24 protein-coding genes are annotated in these 20,246 nt (G+C 63.3%); 12 read left to right on the forward strand and 12 right to left on the reverse strand.

Features of this window, described 5'->3' with window-relative positions; translation table 11 throughout:
- Positions 1–93: 93 nt before the first annotated feature.
- The gene (locus BM194_RS08735) at positions 94–519 is read left to right on the forward strand and encodes a PaaI family thioesterase (protein ID WP_092845788.1); all 426 of its coding nucleotides are present in this window, start codon (positions 94–96) and stop codon (positions 517–519) included.
- A 33-nt stretch (positions 520–552) separates the two neighbouring features.
- Here BM194_RS08735 and BM194_RS08740 read toward each other — a convergent pair whose 3' ends face one another.
- Positions 553–930 carry a DUF423 domain-containing protein gene (locus BM194_RS08740; RefSeq protein ID WP_092845790.1) on the reverse strand — a complete coding sequence of 126 codons (378 nt, stop codon included), beginning with the start codon at positions 928–930 and terminating at the stop codon, positions 553–555.
- Positions 931–1,094: 164 nt separating this feature from the next.
- Between BM194_RS08740 and BM194_RS08745 the strand changes: the two genes are divergently transcribed.
- The 4 genes from BM194_RS08745 to trmB all read left to right on the forward strand — a co-directional run bounded on the left by BM194_RS08745 (position 1,095) and on the right by trmB (position 4,528).
- Complete coding sequence (locus tag BM194_RS08745) at positions 1,095–2,579, forward strand: alanine/glycine:cation symporter family protein (RefSeq protein WP_092845792.1); 1,485 nt, start codon at positions 1,095–1,097, stop codon at positions 2,577–2,579.
- A 66-nt stretch (positions 2,580–2,645) separates the two neighbouring features.
- Entirely contained in the window at positions 2,646–2,846 is a 201-nt protein-coding gene (thiS, locus tag BM194_RS08750; protein ID WP_092845794.1) for a sulfur carrier protein ThiS, read from the forward strand.
- Positions 2,847–2,957: 111 nt separating this feature from the next.
- On the forward strand, positions 2,958–3,764 hold the full coding sequence (locus BM194_RS08755; protein ID WP_092845796.1) for a thiazole synthase: 807 nt from the start codon (positions 2,958–2,960) through the stop codon (positions 3,762–3,764).
- A 26-nt stretch (positions 3,765–3,790) separates the two neighbouring features.
- Complete coding sequence (trmB, locus tag BM194_RS08760) at positions 3,791–4,528, forward strand: tRNA (guanosine(46)-N7)-methyltransferase TrmB (protein ID WP_092845798.1); 738 nt, start codon at positions 3,791–3,793, stop codon at positions 4,526–4,528.
- Between the two features lie 503 nt (positions 4,529–5,031).
- Here the strand turns inward: trmB and BM194_RS08765 are convergent.
- Positions 5,032–5,946: an AEC family transporter gene (locus BM194_RS08765; protein ID WP_092845800.1), complete on the reverse strand. Its 915-nt coding sequence runs from the start codon at positions 5,944–5,946 to the stop codon at positions 5,032–5,034.
- A 109-nt stretch (positions 5,947–6,055) separates the two neighbouring features.
- Between BM194_RS08765 and BM194_RS08770 the strand changes: the two genes are divergently transcribed.
- Positions 6,056–6,556 carry a hypothetical protein gene (locus BM194_RS08770; RefSeq protein WP_092846028.1) on the forward strand — a complete coding sequence of 167 codons (501 nt, stop codon included), beginning with the start codon at positions 6,056–6,058 and terminating at the stop codon, positions 6,554–6,556.
- Complete coding sequence (locus tag BM194_RS08775; RefSeq protein ID WP_092845802.1) at positions 6,553–7,164, forward strand: SCO family protein; 612 nt, start codon at positions 6,553–6,555, stop codon at positions 7,162–7,164. Before BM194_RS08770 ends, BM194_RS08775 begins: the two co-directional genes overlap by 4 nt.
- Before the next feature lie 20 nt (positions 7,165–7,184).
- Here the strand turns inward: BM194_RS08775 and BM194_RS08780 are convergent, their stop codons facing one another.
- From BM194_RS08780 to BM194_RS08790, 3 genes are all read right to left on the reverse strand, one after another.
- Positions 7,185–8,216 (reverse strand): extracellular catalytic domain type 2 short-chain-length polyhydroxyalkanoate depolymerase, encoded by a 1,032-nt coding sequence (locus BM194_RS08780; RefSeq protein ID WP_092845804.1) that lies wholly within the window; start codon positions 8,214–8,216, stop codon positions 7,185–7,187.
- 6 nt (positions 8,217–8,222) lie between these two features.
- Complete coding sequence (locus BM194_RS08785) at positions 8,223–8,957, reverse strand: BamJ family beta-barrel-assembly machinery protein (RefSeq protein WP_092845806.1); 735 nt, start codon at positions 8,955–8,957, stop codon at positions 8,223–8,225.
- A gap of 77 nt (positions 8,958–9,034) precedes the next feature.
- Positions 9,035–9,535, reverse strand: a complete 501-nt coding sequence (locus tag BM194_RS08790; protein WP_092845808.1) for a TIGR02444 family protein — start codon at positions 9,533–9,535, stop codon at positions 9,035–9,037.
- Between the two features lie 51 nt (positions 9,536–9,586).
- On the opposite strand from BM194_RS08790, the gene BM194_RS08795 reads away from it, so the two are divergent.
- A complete protein-coding gene (locus tag BM194_RS08795) occupies positions 9,587–11,503 on the forward strand; it encodes an ABC-F family ATP-binding cassette domain-containing protein (RefSeq protein WP_092845810.1) in 1,917 nt (638 codons plus the stop codon).
- A gap of 12 nt (positions 11,504–11,515) precedes the next feature.
- The gene (gene bamE, locus BM194_RS08800; protein ID WP_092845812.1) at positions 11,516–11,782 is read left to right on the forward strand and encodes an outer membrane protein assembly factor BamE domain-containing protein; all 267 of its coding nucleotides are present in this window, start codon (positions 11,516–11,518) and stop codon (positions 11,780–11,782) included.
- Positions 11,783–11,851: 69 nt separating this feature from the next.
- Here bamE and BM194_RS08805 read toward each other — a convergent pair whose 3' ends face one another.
- The 5 genes from BM194_RS08805 to BM194_RS08825 form a co-directional block, all read right to left on the reverse strand.
- Positions 11,852–12,280, reverse strand: a complete 429-nt coding sequence (locus tag BM194_RS08805) for a hypothetical protein (protein ID WP_092845814.1) — start codon at positions 12,278–12,280, stop codon at positions 11,852–11,854.
- 298 nt (positions 12,281–12,578) lie between these two features.
- Positions 12,579–13,358 carry an SDR family oxidoreductase gene (locus BM194_RS08810; RefSeq protein ID WP_092845816.1) on the reverse strand — a complete coding sequence of 260 codons (780 nt, stop codon included), beginning with the start codon at positions 13,356–13,358 and terminating at the stop codon, positions 12,579–12,581.
- Between the two features lie 30 nt (positions 13,359–13,388).
- A complete protein-coding gene (dtd, locus tag BM194_RS08815; protein ID WP_092845818.1) occupies positions 13,389–13,826 on the reverse strand; it encodes a D-aminoacyl-tRNA deacylase in 438 nt (145 codons plus the stop codon).
- A gap of 60 nt (positions 13,827–13,886) precedes the next feature.
- Complete coding sequence (locus BM194_RS08820; protein WP_092845820.1) at positions 13,887–15,161, reverse strand: TRAP transporter large permease; 1,275 nt, start codon at positions 15,159–15,161, stop codon at positions 13,887–13,889.
- 36 nt (positions 15,162–15,197) lie between these two features.
- Positions 15,198–15,812, reverse strand: a complete 615-nt coding sequence (locus tag BM194_RS08825; RefSeq protein ID WP_177223370.1) for a TRAP transporter small permease — start codon at positions 15,810–15,812, stop codon at positions 15,198–15,200.
- Positions 15,813–15,951: 139 nt separating this feature from the next.
- Between BM194_RS08825 and BM194_RS08830 the strand changes: the two genes are divergently transcribed.
- Complete coding sequence (locus BM194_RS08830) at positions 15,952–16,977, forward strand: TRAP transporter substrate-binding protein (RefSeq protein ID WP_092845824.1); 1,026 nt, start codon at positions 15,952–15,954, stop codon at positions 16,975–16,977.
- Between the two features lie 101 nt (positions 16,978–17,078).
- Here the strand turns inward: BM194_RS08830 and BM194_RS08835 are convergent, their stop codons facing one another.
- Both BM194_RS08835 and thiD read right to left on the reverse strand, forming a co-directional pair.
- A complete protein-coding gene (locus tag BM194_RS08835; protein WP_092845826.1) occupies positions 17,079–17,924 on the reverse strand; it encodes a universal stress protein in 846 nt (281 codons plus the stop codon).
- A gap of 125 nt (positions 17,925–18,049) precedes the next feature.
- The gene (gene thiD / locus BM194_RS08840) at positions 18,050–18,868 is read right to left on the reverse strand and encodes a bifunctional hydroxymethylpyrimidine kinase/phosphomethylpyrimidine kinase (RefSeq protein ID WP_092846030.1); all 819 of its coding nucleotides are present in this window, start codon (positions 18,866–18,868) and stop codon (positions 18,050–18,052) included.
- 199 nt (positions 18,869–19,067) lie between these two features.
- Here thiD and ndhC point away from each other — a divergent pair, with 199 nt between their 5' ends.
- Complete coding sequence (gene ndhC, locus BM194_RS08845; protein ID WP_092845828.1) at positions 19,068–19,481, forward strand: NADH-quinone oxidoreductase subunit A; 414 nt, start codon at positions 19,068–19,070, stop codon at positions 19,479–19,481.
- A gap of 71 nt (positions 19,482–19,552) precedes the next feature.
- Positions 19,553–20,233 (forward strand): NuoB/complex I 20 kDa subunit family protein, encoded by a 681-nt coding sequence (locus tag BM194_RS08850; protein WP_092845830.1) that lies wholly within the window; start codon positions 19,553–19,555, stop codon positions 20,231–20,233.
- Positions 20,234–20,246: the final 13 nt, after the last annotated feature.

Raw genomic sequence — 20,246 nt, forward strand, 5'->3', positions numbered from 1 at the left:
AAAACGCTTGGCGGCTGTGCTGCGCCTGACGCTTACGCTATCGTTACCCACGAGCCCGTACCCACCCGTTCGTCACGCAGGGAGAAGCACCGCATGACCGTCATGACCGCCGCCGCCATCGAGGAGTTTCTCGATGAGGTCTTTCCGCATCGTCAGGGGACCATCGAAGGCGTCGGCGATATGCGCGCCACCATGAGTCTGGCCATCGAGGACGAACACTTGCGGCCGGGTGCGTGCGTCTCGGGGCCGAGCATGATGGGGCTGGCCGATGTGTGCCTGTACGTGGCGATCCTCGCCCAGATCGGCCCGGAGGCGATGGCCGTGACCACCGATCTCAACTGCCATTTCCTGCGGCGTGCCCGCGGCGACCGCGACCTGATCGCCAATGCCCGCATCGTCAAGCTGGGGCGGCGACTGGCGGTCGGCGAGGTGGAACTGTTTACGGCCGGCGACGACGAACCGGTGGCCATCGTCACCGCGACCTATGCGATTCCGGACCGCGACGAGGAAGACGACTGAGCTCCTCGTCGGGATACCCTCCGGCCTGGGCGGTCAGGGGCGGGCCCGCCAGGCCGCCACGGCCAGGGCCAGCCAGCCGACCATCAGTAATACTCCGCCCAGCGGTGTGACCATGCCGATGCCGCGTATGCCCGTCAGGGCCAGCAGGTAGAGCGAGCCCGAGAACAGCACGATACCCGCTCCCCATAGCCACAGCACGAGTGGCTGCCCCTTGAGCGGCATCTGCTGGTGCCAGATGAGCACACCGAGAATCGCCAGGGTGTGCCATGCCTGATAGCGTACTCCCGTCTCGAACGCCTCGAGCAACGACGCCGAGACGCGCCCCTCCAGGCCGTGGGCGCCGAATGCGCCGGCCATCACCATGATCAGGCCGCTCAGGGCCATGGCGATCCAGGCTGGACGCTGTCGCATGAACTTGCCTCCCGACTGCTACGCTGACTGTGTGTCAGCTCAAAACGATTTGCATGCTTGGCATTTCGCCAGGCGTGCCGCGCCGCTATCATGCCTGCCCTTGCGGCACCGTGCACCATCGAGGTGCAAGACCGGCCCAATGACGACGACAGGAGATTCGACCCATGGAAGCCCTTGCCTCGCTGTTCGCCCCGCTGCGCGACGGCATGTATGCGGTGATGACGCCCATCAGCGATTTTATCTGGAGCTACATTCTCGTCTACCTGCTGCTGGGGGCCGGCCTGCTGTTCACGATCCTGACCCGCGGCATGCAGTTTCGCCTGTTCGGCCACATGGCACGTGTCACGATCTCCGCGCGTGGCGCAGGGGAGGGTGTCAGCGGCTTCCAGGCATTTGCCACGTCGCTGGCGGCCCGCGTGGGCACGGGCAACCTGGCCGGGGTGGCGATTGCCCTGTGGGTCGGCGGCCCCGGGGCGATCTTCTGGATGTGGATGACCGCGCTGGTCGGGTTCGCCACGGCCTTCGTCGAGTCGACCCTGGCCCAGGTCTACAAGCATCGCAACGAGGACGGCGTGTTCCGTGGCGGTCCGGCCTACTACATCGAACGTAGCCTGGGCTGGCGCTGGCTGGGATCGCTGTTCGCAATTTTTCTGCTAATTGCCTATGGCCTGGCTTTCAATGCCGCGCAGTCCAACACCATTGCCCAGGGCATGTCCGGGGCGTTCGGTATTCCCGACTGGTTGACCGGGCTGGTGCTCGTCGGGGTGGTCGCGCTGGTCATCTACGGCGGCCTCAAGTCCGTGGCACGGACCGCCGAGCTGATCGTGCCGTTCATGGCCATCGCCTACCTGCTGGTAGCGCTGTGGATCCTGTTTGCCAACATTACCGCCGTGCCCGACATGCTGGCACTGATCGTCAAGAGCGCCTTCGGCTTCGGCCCGGCGGTCGGCGGCGCGGCCGGCTATGCCATCAAGGCGGCAATGGAGAACGGCATCAAGCGCGGCTTGTTCTCCAACGAAGCCGGCATGGGCTCGGCGCCTAACGCCGCCGCCCAGGCGACGGTCAAGCATCCCGCCGCCCAAGGGCTCGTGCAATCCTTCGGCGTGTTCGTCGACACCTTGGTGATCTGCACCTGCACTGCCGTGGTAATCCTGCTTTCGGGGGTCTACGAGCGGCTGCTGAGCACCTCGGCCGGTGACTCGATCGAGGGTATCAAGCTCACTCAGGATGCCATGGTCGACCATCTGGGTGGCTTCGGCGAGATATTCATCGCCATTGCCATTCTGCTGTTCGCCTTCACCTCGATCATCGCCAATTTCTCGTTTGCGGCGGTCAACGTCGAGTACCTGTTCCGCCATCATGCACGCAAGGCCGTACAGATTCTTCGCCTGGCCGTGCTGGGCATGGTCATGATCGGTGCGCTGGCCAACCTCGAGTTCGTGTGGCGCTTCGCCGACCTGTCCATGGGCCTGATGGCGACCACCAACCTGTTCGCGATACTCATCTTGGCGCCGGTGGCCCTGCGTGTGCTGCGTGACTACGAGCGCCAGCGCCGGGAGGGTGTCGCTGAGCCAGTGTTCGACCCCAAGGTGCTCAAGCGGCCGGAACTGGTCGATGCCGATGTCTGGCCGCCGAAGGATGTCCGCTGAGGCATTTGGCGTTAAACTAGGGGCCCGCCTGATGGCGGGTCTGCCTTCCCGAACGATGAGGCTGCCATGCAGATTCAGCTAAACGGCGATCCTCGCGCCCTTGACGGCGAGCCGACGATCAGCGAGCTCATCGCTTCCCTGGGCCTGACCGGCCGGCGTATCGCCGTCGAGGTCAACGAAGAGATCGTTCCGCGCAGTCAGCACGCCGAGACTCGCCTGGCCGAAGGTGACCGCGTGGAAATCGTGCACGCCATCGGTGGTGGCTAGGCACGCTGCCCCGTGTAAACCATTCATGCTGTGTTCCGCCGCTCCGGCCACCCCGCCTGCGGGATCGGCAGGTCCGACGCGGACCCGTCAGCGCCTTTTCTGGAGACGCCAATGTCAGAACGCATGGACATCCCCGGTGACCAGCCCTGGCACGTTGCCGGACGCGAGTTCACCTCGCGCCTGCTGGTCGGTACCGGCAAGTACAAGGATCTGGACGAGACTTCCGCCGCCATCGAGGCCAGCGGTGCCGAGATCGTGACTTTCGCGGTGCGGCGCACCAATCTCGGCCAGAACGCCGACGAGCCCAACCTGCTCGATGCCGTACCGCCCCAACGCTATACCCTTCTGCCCAACACTGCCGGCTGTTATACCGCCAAGGATGCGGTGCGCACCTGCAAGCTGGCGCGCGAACTGCTGGACGGCCACAACCTGGTCAAGCTCGAGGTGCTGGGTGACGACAACACGCTGTACCCCAACGTGGTCGAGACGCTCAAGGCCGCCGAGGAACTGGTGCGCGATGGCTTCGATGTGATGGTCTACACCAGTGACGACCCCATCGTCGCCAAGGAACTCGAGAAGATCGGCTGCAGCGCGGTCATGCCGCTGGGCTCGCTGATCGGCTCCGGGCATGGCCTGCTCAACCCGGCCAGCCTGGCGATCATCCTCGAAAACGCCAACGTCCCGGTGCTGGTCGATGCCGGCATCGGTACCGCATCAGACGCCGCGCTGGCCATGGAAATGGGCTGTGCCGGCGTATTGATGAACTCGGCAATCGCCCATGCCCGCCAGCCGGTACTCATGGCCCGCGCCATGCGCAAGGCCATCGAGGCCGGACGTGAGGCGTTCCTCGCCGAGCGCATGCCGCGCCGCCAGCGTGCCGAGGCATCGTCGCCGATGGCTGGACGCATCAACCGCTGAACCTTCGAGAGACTCAAGACCGTTGCATGAACAATGACCGTTTGAACGCCGACGACCCGGGGCAGGATACTTCCACCGTGGCCGAGCCTCCGCGGCGCGGCATCAAGAGCTATGTGCTGCGTGCCGGTCGCATGACGGCAGCCCAGCAGCGTGGCCTGGACGAGGTCTGGCCGCAGCTGGGGCTCAAGCTCGAGGACGGCCTGCTGGACCTCGATGCGGTATTCGGCCGCCGCGCACCGCGCGTGGTGGAGATCGGCTTCGGCATGGGCGCCTCATTGATCGAGCAGGCCGAGACGCACCCCGATACCGATTTCATCGGCATCGAAGTGCACGCGCCCGGGGTGGGCAAGCTGCTCGACGAGGTTGACAAGCGCGGGCTGACCAACCTGCGCGTCTATCGTGACGATGCCCTGGAAGTGCTGACGCGCTGCCTGCCCGAGGCCAGTCTCGACGGCCTGCAGCTATTCTTCCCCGACCCGTGGCCGAAGAAGAAGCACCACAAGCGGCGTATCGTGCAGCCGGCCTTCGTGGAACTGGTACGCACGCGCCTCAAGCCTGGCGGTACGCTGCACATGGCGACCGACTGGGAAGCCTATGCCGAACATATGGCCGAGGTCATGGCCGAGGCGCCCGGTTTCCGCAATACCTCGTCCGAGGGTCCCTACGTGCCGAGACCTGAGTTTCGGCCCTTGACCAAGTTCGAGCATCGCGGCGCCCGGCTGGGACATGGTGTGTGGGATCTGATTTACCGTCGCAGTGAATGAAAGCCATACGCACAGGCGCTCAGGAGCCGCTCCCTTGGAGCGGCTCTTTTGTTTCACGCGGTATACCGATCGTGAGATGAAAACATCAATGGCAAAAGAAAGCCGCTCCAAGAGGAGCGGCAAGGACCGTGACTAGCTTGATGAGGAGAAACCATTAGCGGGAACCTGACTTCTCGCCGATGGAGTGCGATGTCTCGCGACATCGCAAATAAAAGATAATCATTATCATTAACGTCGTCAAGCGGCAACGCTAACTTTTTATGGAGCGAGAGAGTGCAAGGAGCGAGCCTGGCGGTACACAGAAAGGTGATGCCAAAAGAAAGCCGCTCCAAGGGGAGCGGCAAAGACCGTGACTAGCTTGATGAGGAGATAACCATGGCAGGGAATACCGCGCGTACAGTATTCTCTGCGATGGAAAGTAGCGCCTGGCGAGCGCCACAACTTCAAAGTAAATCATTCTCATTTGTCCCGTCAAGGTAAACGAGAATATTTTTTATTCGCCTTTATCCCGCCAGGGCTAGCCAGGCCGGCAGAGTCAACATGGCCAGCAGGGTTTGTCCGGTGATCAGCGCAGCCATCAGCTCGGCATCGCCACCCAATTGGCGTGCCAGGATATAGGCCGATGTCGCGGTCGGCAGTGCGGCAAAGAGCAGAGCCACATCCCGGCTCACGTCATCGAGCCCCAGCAGGATGCCCAAGCCCAGGACCAAAGCAGGCATCAGTGCCAGCTTGATCAGGTTGGCGCTCAAGACGCCACGGTCTAGGCGCATCAGCGCACGAGGGCGCAACGCAACGCCTACTGCGACCAGTCCCATGGGCAGTGCCGCGCGCCCCAGCAGCGTAATGGCATCGCCACTCCAGCCGGGCAGGCCGATATCGCTGAGATTGAGCGCAATGCCGACGACACAGGCCAGGATCAAGGGGTTGCGTATCAGTGCGGTGAGGCTCTTGCCGACACTCGATGAGCCCAACGTGCCGGCCGCCACGAAGCTTGCCACGCAGAACACGTTGACTACCGGGACCATCAGCGCCACCGCCACTGCAGCCACCGTGGCACCGGCCGACCCATGCAGCGCTGCGGCGCCGGCCACCCCGACATACGTATTGAAACGCAGTGCGCCCTGGAAAACCGAGGTAAAGGCTGCCGCCTCGAGACCGAGGCGCGCGCGCCAGCGCCAGAGCAGCAGGGCGAACAGGGTCATGCTGCCCAACAGGGCCAGGGCGACGCGAACCACCGGCACCTCGGCGACATTGGCCGTGGCCAGCGTGGACACCAGCATGGCAGGAAACAGCACGAAGTAGATCAGGCGCTCGAGCGGCGGCCAGAACCCGTCGCCGGGAAAGCGACACGTGCCAAGTACGGCACCCAGCAGAATCAGCAGGAACAGTGGCCCCAGGGCGCTCTCGACGCCGGTCATGTCATCTCCTCACGTGGCGGCCCCATGCGACATCGTTTCGCAGGGAGGTGCTGGCAAACGCTGGTAAGCTTACCCGTTTCCACCGATCAATGGCTTGTCGAGTATGGCCATGTCCCGTCAAGACGACGATAACGCACGCTCGCCGCTGCTCAACCTCCTGATCATCGTGACGCTGGCCACCATCGTGGTGGCGCTCTGGTATCTGGTCGATTACTACGTGCGCGGCAGCACCGAAGACATCATCTGGTATCCTCCCCAGGTCCCTTGCGACCTGCACCGTGGCGCCTGCCAGGCCGACCTGGGCGTGCATGCCGACATGCGACTGTCACTGGGTAGCGACCTGCAGCCCCTTGAGCCGCTGGAAATCGATGTGCACCTCCACGGCATCGAGGCCGAGCAGGTCGTGGTGGAGTTCGTGGGGCGCAACATGAACATGGGGCTGAACCGCTATATCCTCGATGACATGGGCAACGGCCATTTTCGGGGGCTGGGGCAGTTCGGCGTCTGCAGCGAAGACCTCATGCCCTGGCGCGCACAGGTGATGATCGAGACCGCCGACGGACGCAAGGGCAGTTGGTTCGATGTCGACATCCGACGGAGAGCGTCATGAGAGGGAAACTCAAGCGGCATTGGCCTTGGCTTGTGCTGGGCGGCACGTCGCTGGTTGCCGCATTGGTCCTGGCCTGGGCGCTGCAGCAGTTGCTTCGCGATGATGACGGGTTGCCGCAGGGTGGTCCGATTGAATTGCCGTCGACCGTTGGCGAGTTCTCTCTCTCCGAACTCGATGACGATCAGTTGGCTGTGGTGTTCTTCGGCTATACGCACTGTCCCGATGTCTGCCCGATGAGCCTGTCGGTCATGCGCCAGGCCCTGGCCCGGCTCGACCCCGAGACACGTCAGCGCGTCGTGCCGCTATTGATTTCAGTGGACCCGGCGCGAGACGATCTGCCGCGCTTGCGGGAATACGTCGGTTTCTTCGGGCCGCAGTTCATCGGTGCCACAGGCAGCCAGGCACAGCTGGCCGATATCGCCGAACGCTACGGCGTGGCCTGGCGCAAGGTGGATGCAGGCGATTCGGCGATGGGCTATACCGTGGATCACAGCGCCTCGCTGTTCATCGTCGATAACGACGGTGAGATTCTCGAACGGGTGATGTACTCGCCAACGCCTGGGTTGTTGAGCGATGCCTTGGGCCAGGTGCTGACAGCCCACCGGTAACAGGCGAAGCCAAGCCGTCGCTAGGTACCGGCCAAGTGATCGACCATGGCCTTGATCGCCTGGACCTGGTGACCCTGGCGGGTATCGTAGATCGGATCGCGCTGCCAGCTGCTTTCATCGTAGCCCCACCAGTCCCAGCATGCCTTGGGGTTGGGCAGGCTGGGTTCCGCCTGTGGGTATAGGACAACGATACGATTGGCCGCCGCCCAGGCATTGAGCCCCGATTCGCGGACGAACGTCTCGCCGACCTGTTCGGCACTCATTGCGCACCCATGCAGTGCCACGGTCAGCGCGCAGGGTGCACCTTCCTCGCAGGCCTTGGGCACGTACACATAGCCTGTCTCGGCCAGCCGCCGCCCATCGTAGAACGGTGCCTGATCGAAGGGCATCAGCATGCCGCGTTCGTCGCCTGTGGGTGGCTGCAGGTCGTTAGCGTAAATCCACTGCAGCGCCTGGCCGGCCCCGTCCATGTCACAATCCAGCAGATGGGGACTACCGCCCTGGGAACAGTCGACTGCCGCTGACGAGGCTGACACCGGCCAGCCATGGGCGGCTCGGGGAGACGTTACCTCCTTGAGCTGTGACTCGGGATCGTCCAGCCAGGTACGATACTGCTCGGCGAGCAGGGCGCCGAGTTGCGGGTCGACCGTGTCGTCCTGTCCGCCATGCCAGAGATAGACGCGCTGTCTGGCCAGGTCGCCGGGATCGCCGACGCGCTCGTCGTGCAGATAATCCGTATGACGTTGCTGGAGAACATTGAGGTCGGGGGGGCCGAGGCGGGTCTGCATGCACTGGGTCAACGCCAGGGACAGCGTGCCCCGGGCACACCCCCAAGGGCCGGCGGCAAACACCGCCAGCCCCGAGAAACGTGCCGGCCAGGCGACGGCCAGTTGCGTCGCCATGTAGCCGCCCGACGAGACGCCCATCACGCTGATGGCGTCAGGCTCGATGTTCAGCACCGGCAGCGAGGCCGCCGGTTGCGCCTCGGGCTCGGCCAGTGCCGTGGCAGGCAGGGCCAGGAGCAGGGCCGTGAGCACAGCCGATGCTTTCACGCCGGGTCAGCCCTGGTCGCTTTCGGCATTGCCACCGCTGGCCTGATCGCCATCTGCCGATTCGACACCCAGCAGTTCGACCTTGAAGGTCAGGGCCTCGTTGGGGCCGATCGGGCCACCGGTACCGGCCTGACCGTAGGCCAGATCGGAAGGCAGGTAGATCATCCAGGTGTCGCCGACATTCATCATCTGCAGGGCTTCCTGCCAGCCTTCGATCACCTGGTCGACACGGAACTCGACCGGCTCGCCACGCTGGTAGGAACTGTCGAAGACAGTGCCGTCGAGCAGCTTGCCTTCATAATGAACCTTAACGTTGTCCTTGGGGCCAGGCGTGGCGCCATCGCCGGATTTCAGTTCCTTGTACTGCAAGCCGGAATCAGTGACCTTGACGCCTTCCTTCTCGGCATTCTCGGCCAGGAACTTCTCGCCTTCGGCCTTGTTGGTCTCGGCGGCCTGCTTGGCCTTGGCCTGCTGCTCGGCCATCTTCTGCTGCTGGAACTGGGTCAGGGCCTGAGCCATCTCTTCCTGGCTCATCTGCAGCTCGTCACCGGCGTAGATGTCTTCCAGGGCCTGGGTGAAGGCGTCGATATCAAGGTTCTCGACATCCTGCGAAAGGCTCTGACCAAGCGTGACACCGATGCTGTAGCTGAGCTTTTCCTGGTCGCTCTCGGGGGCGGCCAGCACGAACGGCGCGGTGCTCAATGCCGCTGTGACGGCTGCGGCGGTCAGTAGGGTTTTCATAAGGCTCCTCTGGAATCGATATGCCTGCGGTTGCGTTATTGTCAGGCCGTTTCGCAACGGCCCGGAACCTTGGGACTCTAACAGGGCGGCATGGGTTCCGCACTTGCGGCGGCGATCAGCTGGGCCAGCGCCGGTTCGGTCGCAAGGGTCAGCATGGGGATCAGGCGTCGCAACTGGGCATCCAGCGTGTCGCCGGGCTGCATGCGGTACACGCCCTGTTGGGGTTCGGCAAGTCGTGCCAGACGAGTCAGCGCCTCGCGCTCCGCCATTAGTTCGGCCCGCTTGATTGCCTGGCGCAGCTGCGCCACGTTCTCGTCACGCGCGGCGTCAGGCTTGAGCGCACGGCGTTGCGCCCGCAGCGGGTATGTGTAGCGGGCCTGCCAGTCACGCACCGCGGCCAACTGTGCCGACACATCATCGGCAGGTCGCCAGCCGCGCCGGGCCAGCCAGCAGGCCCATAGCAGCTCGCAGACGTCTGCGCCGGCTTCGTCCTGCAGGGCAAGGCAGGCCTCGGCCACCTCGGCATGGCCATACAGGGACAGCGCGTAATCCCATAATTGGGTAGAATCGTCACTCATTGCCTGCGCGGCCTTCGCCGCCGTTCCCTCATCGCTTTATTCGGAGTCGGCATGATCGCACTGCGCCAACTGGCCCTGCAACGCGGCACCCAACCCCTCTTCGAGGATGCCGAGCTGACCCTGCATCATGGTCACAAGGCCGGGATCGTCGGCCCCAACGGGGCCGGCAAGTCGAGCTTGTTCAAGCTGCTGCTGGGTGAGCTGTCCCCCGATCGTGGCCAGGTCGAACTGTCTGGTGGCCAGCGCATCGCTCACATGGCCCAGGAAATCGAGGCGCTGGACCGCTCGATTCTCGATTACGTGCTCGATGGCGACGTCGAGCTACGCCGCACCGAGCGCGCTCTCGACGAGGCACGCCAGCGTGGCGACGCCCACCGCGAGGCCGAGCTGCACGGCCAGCTCGAGGCGCTGGACGGCTACAGCGCGCCGGCCCGCGCCGCGCAACTGCTGGTGGGCCTGGGCTTCACCCAGGTCCAGCTCGATCAGCCCCTGTCGGCGTTCTCCGGTGGCTGGCGCATGCGCGTCAACCTGGCGCGTACGCTGTTCATGCCGTCCGATCTGCTGCTGCTCGATGAGCCGACCAACCACCTCGACCTCGACGCCCTGCTGTGGCTCGAGCAGTGGTTGGTCCGCTATCCCGGCACGCTGCTGCTGATTTCCCACGACCGCGACTTCCTCGATGCAGTCTGCGATCACATCGTGCATTTCGACCGGCAGCGCCTGGTGCTGTATCGCGGCAATTACTCGACCTATGAGCGCACCCGCGCCGAAAAGCTCGCCCAGCAGCAGGCCGAAGCCGCCAAGCAGCAGGCGCGCCGCGAGGAGATCGAGCGCTTCGTGGCGCGCTTTCGGGCCAAGGCCGCCAAGGCGCGCCAGGCCCAGAGCCGACTCAAGATGCTCGAGCGCATGGAGACCATCGCTGTCGCCCATGTCGATTCGCCGTTTCACTTCACGCTGCCATCCTCCGACAAGACCTCGCACCCGCTGCTGGTCCTCGACCAGGCGGCGCTGGGTTACACCACACCGCTGCTGGACGACGTCAAGCTGACCATCCTGCCCGGTCAGCGCATCGGCCTGCTGGGACCCAACGGCGCGGGCAAGTCGACGCTGATCAAGTCGCTGACCGGCGAGTTACCCCTGCTCGGCGGAAAGCGCGTGGCCGGCGAGCACCTGGCGATCGGTTACTTCGCCCAGCACCAGCTCGAAGGGCTTGACCTGTCGGCCACGCCCTTCCTGCATGTGCAGCGCTTGTCACCGAAGGCCAGCGAGCAGGAGATCCGCAACTTCCTGGGCGGCTTCGGTTTCAAGGGCGACGATGCCTTCGGCGAAGTGGGATGCTTCTCGGGTGGCGAGAAGGCGCGCCTGGCGCTGGCCCTGATCGCTTGGCAGAAGCCCAACCTGCTGCTGCTCGACGAGCCGACCAACCACCTCGACCTGGAAATGCGCGAGGCGCTGACCGAGGCATTGGCCGGCTTCGAGGGCACGGTAATCATCGTATCCCACGATCGCCATTTGCTGCGCGCCACGGTCGATGAGTTCTGGCGGGTAGCCGATGGCACGGTGGCGCCGTTCGATGGCGACCTGGAGGACTATCGGGCCTGGCTCAAGGCGCGCCTGGAGAGCGAGCGCCGCGAGGCACGCTCAGGCAAGGCCGCGGACACCGCGCCGGCCGTCGATCGCAAGGCGGCGAGGCGTGCTGCCGCCGAGCTGCGCGACAAGCTTCGCCCACTCAAGCGTGAGCGCGACAAGACAGAGCGAGACATGACCCGCACGGGAGACGAGCTGGCCACGGTAGAAGAACGCCTGGGCGATGCCGAGCTCTACACCGAAGCCTCGCGCAAGGATGAGTTGACCGACTTGCTGGCCCGTCAGGGCGAGCTCAAGACACGCCTGGCCACGCTCGAGCAGGCCTGGCTCGAGGCCGAAGAGGCACTGGAACAGCTCGAGACCGAGCTTACCGCCGATTGACGAGGACCGACGATGAGGCGAAACGTGTGGGTGGCGGCAATCATGGTCGTCACACTCGGGCTGGTTGGCTGCGAGGATTCCCGCCTGACCCTGGACAACTACGAGCAGCTTCAGGCGGGCATGACCCGGGCACAGGTCGAGGCGATTCTTGGCGAGCCCAGCGAATGTTCCGGCGCGGTGATGATCGACAACTGCCTATGGGGTGACGAGGTGCGCTTCATTCAGGCGCAGTTCGTCGGTGGCAAGGCCATGGCCTATCAGTACCAGGGGCTGAAATAGAAGACAGTCTGCCGAATTGGCAGCCTGTCGCGGGGTCGCAAACTGCCTTGTGGAAAAGTGCCTTGTGAATCAGTGGCGATGACGCATGAACGGAGCCGGGCGTGCCCGCAGGGCGATACCGGTGTCACGCAGCGTCGAGCCGCAATCCCTGAACAACCGAAGCATGTAGGTCGACATGCGGGTCAGGCAGTCGCCCGCCGGCAAGGATGTGTCGTCATGCTTCATGAAGTAGTTCAGGGTGGCCAGCAGATCGAGTTCATCGTGCGAGACGCAGGGTGACTTGGGGCCGAGCAGTTCGAATTCGCCACGGCTGTCCAACGCGTTCTTGATCAACTGGACGAAAGGCGAGCTTGCCTCGGGATGAATGCCGATCCGCTTCAGGGTGGCCTCCACGTCGGTTGGCCGGGAATCGGCCTCCTTGATGGCCCGTAGTGCTCGCAGCAGCTCCTGTTCGGACTTGGAGCACTGTGCCTTGAGAAACAGAACATTGCCTTTCATTGCTAATGCCCTCCCGTAATCGGTGGTCTGGCGCCGTAGTTCAGGATTCGTCGGCCCTTCCCTCCGATGCCGTGCAACGTGCTATGCAAGTGAACTTGCGTCAAAATCTAGTCGGCTAGTGAATAAGGTTAACCGTGGTTGAATTATGGCGTTTCACCGCCAGGATTCCCACCTTCGCCCCATGAAGAATGGCTATGATGACGATTGCCAACCACGATGAACGACCCATCGCCGACGGCAATGAAGGAAAGGCGAATACCGCTGAGGCTGCCATTGGCAGCCTCGGCAAGAAGGACGCCTAGTCGGCGTAGATCATCTTGCGGGTCATGCCACCATCGATGACGAATTCCTGGCCGGTGATGAAACCGGCCTCGTCGCCAGCCAGAAAGGCCACGGCAGCGGCGATATCCTCGGGCTCACCGATACGGCCAGCGGGGTGCTGCTCCCGGTCGATGGTGCGGTGCACCGGCGTGCTGCGCTGGCTGCTCTTCTGCCAGGGGCCAGTCTCGATCCAGCCCGGACAGATGGCATTGACGCGCACCTCGGGACCCAGACTGACGGCCAAGGCATGGGTCATGGCCAGCAGACCGCCCTTGGCGGCTGCATAGGCTTCGCAATGCGGCTCCGACTGCAGGGCGCGGGTCGATGCCATGTTGACGATACTGCCTCGACGGGTGCGCAGATCAGGTATCGCCGAGCGTGTGCACAGGAAGGCGCCGGTCAGGTGGCTGTCCTGCCAACGCCGCCAGTCGGCCAGTGAAAGACGCTCCAGCGGGCCAGTTTCGGGATCGGCAATACCCGCGTTGTTGACCAGCAGATCCAGGCCGGGTGGCTGGTTGGCCACGCCCTGCCAGTCGTGCAGGCGGGTAAAGGCGGCATCCACTTCGGTCTCGTGGCTATTGTCGGCCACCAGCGGCAGCAGCGGCGACGAGGGATGCGCGGCATCCAACTCGGCCAGCGCATCGCCATCGCGATCCAGGGCAGCGACCCGCCAACCGCGAGCCAGCAGGTATTCGACGATGCCGCGCCCGATCCCCTGGGCGCCGCCGGTAATCAAGGCGAGTCTCGAACTGGCCATGACTGTTGTCCTCCTTGCTTCGACTCGGCCTCAGGTTTCCAGCAGGAACGTGACGGGCCCATCGTTGAGCAGACTCACCTGCATGTCGGCCCCGAACTCGCCGCTGGCCACGTGAGGCCATGTATCGCGCGCTCGTGTCAGCAGATACTCGAACAGGCGCTCGCCCTCGGCCGGGGGCGCGGCGCTGGAAAAGCTCGGACGCAACCCCTTGCGGGTATCCGCCGCCAGGGTGAATTGCGACACCAGCAGCAGCCCCCCGTCGACCTGCTGCAGATCGAGGTTCATCTTGCCGGCGTCGTCACCGAACACGCGATAATGCAGCAGCTTGTGCAGCAGCTTGTCGGCGCGCGCCTCGTCATCGCCTTTCTCCACGCCGATCAGGGCCAGCAAGCCCTGGTCAATGGCACCCACCGTTCGCCCGCCGACATCCACACGGGCATGACTGACCCGCTGTATCAACGCTCTCATCGTATCTCCAAAGAAAACCCCCGTCCGCAGACGAGGGTAGCATGACGCCGATGACTCGGCTCAGTTGGCCAGATTGGGCAGGAACAGCGAGATCTGCGGGAAGGCAATGATCAGCGCGGTGGCCAGCAGCAGCAGGGCAATGAATGGCGGGGTGCCGCGGATGATGTCCAGGTAGGGTTTTCGGAATACCGCCACCGCCGTGAATATGTCACAGCCGAAGGGTGGCGTGGCCGAACCTATCGCAGCCTGCAGCGTGACCAGCACCCCGACGTGCACCGGATCGAGGCCGGCGGTCTCGATGGCCGGCGCGAACACTGGCGACAGGATCAGGATGACCACGATCGGATCGACGAACATGCAACCGACGAAGAAGGCTGCCGCGATGACGATCAGCAGGGCAAAGGGGTGCTCGGACAGAAACGGGATATAGCCGCCGAGTATGGCGTCGGGAATCTTGGCGAACGAGATGATCCACGAGAAGGCGGCACCGGCCGCAACCAGGATGAACACCACGGCGGTAATCAGGCCGGTGCTGAAGGCCACCTTGGGCAGGTCGCTGAAAGAGACGCCGCGATAGATGACCATCTCCAGCAGCAGGGCATAGAGTACCGACACGGTGGCGGCCTCGGTGGGCGAGAACATGCCCGAATAGATGCCGCCGATAATGATCACCGGAAAGCCGGCCGGCAGACTGGCGCGCTTGACGGCATGCCAGCGTTCGGCCCAGCTTTTGCGCGGCAGCGGCTCGATGCCCAGCTTGTTGGACTTCCAGATGCAGTAAATCGAGAACAGGACCAGAATCAGCAGCCCTGGCAGGATGCCGGCGATAAATAGATCGCCCACCGAGGTACCGGTGGCCACACCGTAAATGATCATGCCGATCGACGGCGGAATCAGTAGCGCGATGTCCGAGGCATTGATGATCAGGGCGATGGTGAACTTGTCGCTGTAACCGGCATCCAGCAGTCGCGGGCGCAGTGGACGCCCCATGGCGACCACGGTGGCCTGGGTCGAGCCCGAAACGGCACCGAACATGGTACAGCCCATGGCGGTGGTGACCGGCAGTCCACCTTTCCAGTGACCGACGAAGCTTTCTATGACATCGAGCATGCGCTGGGCGGTGCTGCCCTTGAGCATGATATCCGCTGCCAGGATGAACATCGGCACGGCGGTCAGGACCACCGGCTGCAGCCCGCCGATCATCTGCTGGATGGCCAGTTCGGGCTTGAGAAAGCTGTAGCCGCTCAGCAGGATGGCGAAGGCGCCGGCAAGCAGCGGAACCAGCATGGGTAGACCCAGCAGCAGCAGGCCGACCATCAATAGCATAATCCACATGGGCGAGTATCCTCGTGTTCTTGTTGGTTCCCTGACTTACAGGCTGGTTTCGCTGAGATCGCCGCTCTCGGCATCGATCTCGGGCGTCTTCCATGACATCCAGGCGCCGCGACTCAGCAGGTTGCGCATGATCGCCATGAAGAACTGGATTGCGCCCAGTCCCAGGCCGATGGGCACGATCGAGTAGAGGACATCCAGTGGCCAGCGCAGCGACGGAGTAACGCGTCCGGAAGCAGTGAGGCTGCCCACGTACTTGAATGCCAGCCAGGCCAGCCAGGCCAGCAAGGCGCAGGTCACGATCTGGCCTGCGACCAGCAGCCATTTGCGGAAAGTTTCTCCGACCATGTCGAGCAGCGCAGTGACCCGGATATGCCGACCGACCCGGGCACCGTAGCTGATCCCCAGGAATGTCAGCCAGATCTGCAGGATCTGCATGATCTCCTCGGTGAAAGGCAGGCTGTAGTTGAAGAGGTTGCGTCCGATGACGTTGGAAAAACTGGCGACGGCCATGCCAATGACACAGCCGGCGATCAGCCAGCGTTCCACCACTGCCATGGCACTGTCCGCCTTGTCGAGCCCGTGAGCCAGACCCAGTAATCCCCGCGGTAGATGACTCAGCGATTGCTCTCGTTCTTCTTTGGATGTAGCCATGAGCGATCCTTGTTCTAAAAAATGGAAGCAAGCTCCAGAATGTTGACTATTATCATAATGATAAATAATGAGGTTTTGGAAAAACGCTAGTTGATCTGTTATGTATGTATCACACCACCTCGAAAAAGGGATAACAACCATGTTCAAGAAAGCAGGCCTGATTGCCGCCATTGCCGCTGCTGGTGCCATGACTACTAGCGTAGCCCAAGCGGAAACCTGGCGTTTCGCTCTTGAGGAAGTGGATGGCAGCGTGCAGGACGCCTATGCGGAAGAATTCAAGAAGCGCATCGAGGAAAAATCCAACGGCAATATTACGGTCGAGATCTATCCATACGGCACGTTGGGAACGTCATCGCAGTTGACCGAGCTGGTGCAGCAGGATGCCATCCAGCTCGCCTTCGCCTCGCCCGGTCACCTGGCTTCGGTGATTCCCGAAACCGGCGTGTTCACCCTGCATTTCCTGTTCTCGGATGACAATCAGGTCAACGAGCAGGTACTGGGCAGTTCCAAGGCCATCGACATGCTGCAGGAGGCCTATAACGAGCAGAACCTCGAATTGCTGGGGGTGATTCCTGAAGGCTGGATGGTGTGGACCGCCGACCGCCAGATCCAGACCCCGGAGGATATGGAAGGCTTCAAGATCCGCACCATGACCTCGCCGATCCTGGTCGAGTCCTACCGTGCCTATGGCGCCAACCCGACGCCGATGCCGTATTCCGAAGTCTACTCGGGGCTGCAGCTCCAGCAGATCGACGGGCAGGTGAACCCGGTCTTCGCCATCGAGGAAATGAGCTTCTACGAAGTTCAGGATTACATGATCGAGGCCAAGCAGGCCCAGTTCATCACTACCTTGGTGGCGGCCCAGGACTTCTACAACAATCTGCCCGAAGATCAGCAGCAGATGGTTGATGAAGTGACCGATGGCCTGCGCAGCTATATCTTCGAGAAGCAGGACCAGTTCAATGAAGAGCGCCTGAATACCATCAAGGAAAACAGCGACATCCAGGTGTCCACGCTGACTGATGAGCAGCGCGATGCCTTCCGTGAGAAGAGCATGTCGGTACGCGATACCTTCATCGAGCAGGCGGGCGAGCGCGGCAAGCAGATTCTTGAAACGCTGCAGCAGGACATCGAGGCGGCCGAGAAGGAAAAGAGCGGCAGCTAAGTTGACGCCAACACTGCATGAGATGATAAACAAGGCCCGGCACATGCCGGGCCTTTTCGTTTATCGAAGCGATGGAAGCATGTCTCTGCAGCACATCGGGGTTACCAGGCGCGACACACCATCATGTCGCAGTGCGGTTCGGCCAGCAGGCGCTCGGTCAGGTGACCGTCACGCCCCAGGCGCATCTGGCTGTTGAGTGCCAGCAGGTCGGGTGGCTGCCGGCGCAGGCGGTTGAGCAGGACCTCGCCGGGCTCGCCCCGCTCCAGTTCCAGTTCCAGTTCGGGCACGTCACCCAGCTCGTTCATCATCTGATCGATCTCGCCCTGAATCTGCTGGCGTAACCTTTCCACCTCGCGATCACGCCACTGAGCGTAGCCGCTATTGGAACCGAACTCCTCCTCACCCGGGACATGCCAAGCGTGCAGCAGGGTCAGGCGGGCATCGGGAAAGCGCATCAGGGTCTGGCGCAAGGTATGGCGGCAAGCCAGGGAAAAGTCCACCGGCACCAGCACATCCTGCCACTCCTGGTTGGCGGCATGACTGATCAGGTAGACCGGACAGGGCGCGCCGCGCAGCACCCGCGCCAATGTGGTGCCACCGACCAGCTCCGGCTGGCCGCGCTTGCGATGGGCGCCGAGCACGATGGCACCGGCCTTGCGCTCGTGCGCCTCGCGGACGATCTCCACATAAGGCGCGCCGGCCACGGTCTGGATCAGGGTGGGTGGGGCCGGCAAGGCATAATCCTCGCGCAGGTCGGTCATCAGCCGTTCCATTTCCTCGACGACCGCAATCTCGAGGTCGCGAAGCGCCTGATGAGGCAGGTGCGGGTCCAGGACATGCAGGACATCCAACTGAGCGCCATTCTCCACGGCCAGGCGTATGGCGCGGGCGAACGCTGCACGGTTTTCGGCAGACAGGTCGCAGGCAAACAGCAGCGTCTGAGGCATGGCGGTTCCCTCCGGGTCGTTGACGTTCGGTCATCTCCGGTTACATTGGCGCCTTGACGGTGGGCACCGTAGCCTCAGCATGGTCAGCCCCTGCTGGTCCTGCAAGTGACGCGATTCGCCCGTGTTCACCACCAGGCGTGAAAGTGATGGACCGGCCCGCGCCCCTTGCCGACATCGAGGCGCTCGCTTTCATGCAGCGCCTGGCTCAGCCAGACCTTGGCGCGCTGCACGGCGCTGACCAGCGCATCGTCATGGGCCAGGCAGGCGGCGATCGCCGAAGACAGCGAGCAGCCGGTACCGTGCAGATTGTCGGTAGGGATGCGCTCCGCTTCCAGCCAACTGCTGCCCGCCGCGGAAGCCAGCAGGTCGGGGCAACGTTCACCCTGAAGGTGACCGCCCTTCAGCAACACGTTGGGCGCGCCCAAGGCCAGCAGGCCCGGTACCATGGCTTCCATGGCATCGGCGTCCGAAGCCCGGGGACGGTCGAGCAGTACTGCGGCTTCCGGCAGGTTGGGGGTGATCACGTCGGCCAGCGGGACCAGCACGTCGCGCACCGCCTGGATGCCGGCGTCGTTGACCAGTATATCCCCGCTCTTGGCTACCATCACCGGATCGAGCACGACCCAGCGCGGGCGCTGGCGTTGCAGCGCATCGCGAATGACTTCGGCGACGTCCAGGCTGGCCACCATGCCGATCTTGACGGCATCGATGCGCACGTCGTCGAGCAGTGCCTCGAGCTGGGCGGCGATGAAGTCGGCCGGTACCGGATGCACGCCCCTCACACCTTGTGTGTTCTGGGCAGTCAACGCCGTGATCACGCTGGTGCCGTAGGCCCCGAGCGCCGAGAACGTCTTGAGATCGGCCTGGATGCCGGCACCGCCCGCGGGATCGGAGCCGGCAATGGTCAGCACATTCGGAATGTGAGAACGAGAAGATGTGGTCATTGCGGTGATCTTAATGGCCTGCAGAAACCCCATAGCCTAGATGATTTCGATGTATCACGGCCACGTTACCGACCTCTGACAAATCTCTAATGATCTCCTACGCTTAAGCCAGACGAATGAGAACAGGGCGATTCGACGAAGTCGCCTGTGCCGCGAGACGGCTGGCCACGCCCATGCGCGTGGCCTGACGAGGAGGAGTATGGAGCAGAACGCCGCAGCGCTGATTGCCCAGTACTGGGCTGTCGGACTTTTCGTGGTCGCTGTCATCGGCCTGTGCGCTTTCATGATCGGCGCTGCCAGCCTGCTGGGCGGTCGCAGCGTCGGTCGCAGCAAGTCCCTGCCATTCGAGTCCGGCATCATCGGCACCGGCAGTGCGCGCCAACGCTTCTCCATCAAGTTCTACCTGGTCGCGATGCTCTTCGTGATCTTCGATATCGAGGCCGTGTTCCTGTTCGCCTGGGCCGTTTCCGTGCGCGAGGTCGGCTGGGCCGGTTTCTGGGGCGCGGCGGTATTCATCGTCATCCTGCTGGCCGGGCTGGTCTACGACAGCCGGGTCGGGGCGCTGGACTGGGCGCCGACGGCGCGTCGCAAGCGCCAGGATGGCGAGGCCTGACACCGTGGCCGGACTTGCTCGAATCCGTAACACTTTCGATCGTTTTATTGCCTTGTCGTGGGAGGAGTCGCATGGCGTATACCCTAACGCGTGCCGATGACGCGATGGCGGCGGACAACGCCCGCTATCCGCTGGGCGAACGCCAGCGCGTGGAGGACCCGCTCGACCAGCAGGTCCATCGCAGCGTGTTTACCGGCAAGCTCGAGGAAGTGCTCCACTCGGCAGTCAACTGGGGGCGAAAAAACTCCCTGTGGCCCTATAACTTTGGCCTGTCGTGCTGCTACGTGGAGATGACCACGGCGTTCACCGCCCCCCACGACATTGCCCGCTTCGGCTCCGAGGTCATTCGCGCCTCGCCCCGCCAGGCGGACTTCATGGTCATCGCCGGTACCTGCTTCATCAAGATGGCGCCGGTCATCCAGCAGCTCTACGACCAGATGCTGGAACCCAAGTGGGTGATCTCGATGGGCTCGTGTGCCAACTCCGGCGGCATGTACGACATCTATTCCGTTGTTCAGGGTGTCGACAAGTTTCTGCCGGTGGATGTTTACGTGCCGGGCTGCCCGCCGCGTCCCGAAGCGTTCCTGCAGGGACTACAGTTGTTGCAGGACTCCATCCAAGAGGAGCGGCGGCCGCTGTCCTGGGTGGTCGGCGATCAGGGCGTCTACCGTGCCGAGATGCCATCGCAGCGCGAGAAATGGCGCGACCAGCGCATTCAGACCACCGAGCTGCGTACCCCCGACAGCATCTGAGACATCGTTGGAT

It is taken from the genome of Modicisalibacter xianhensis (assembly GCF_900113605.1).
GTDB classification, from domain to species: domain Bacteria; phylum Pseudomonadota; class Gammaproteobacteria; order Pseudomonadales; family Halomonadaceae; genus Modicisalibacter; species Modicisalibacter xianhensis.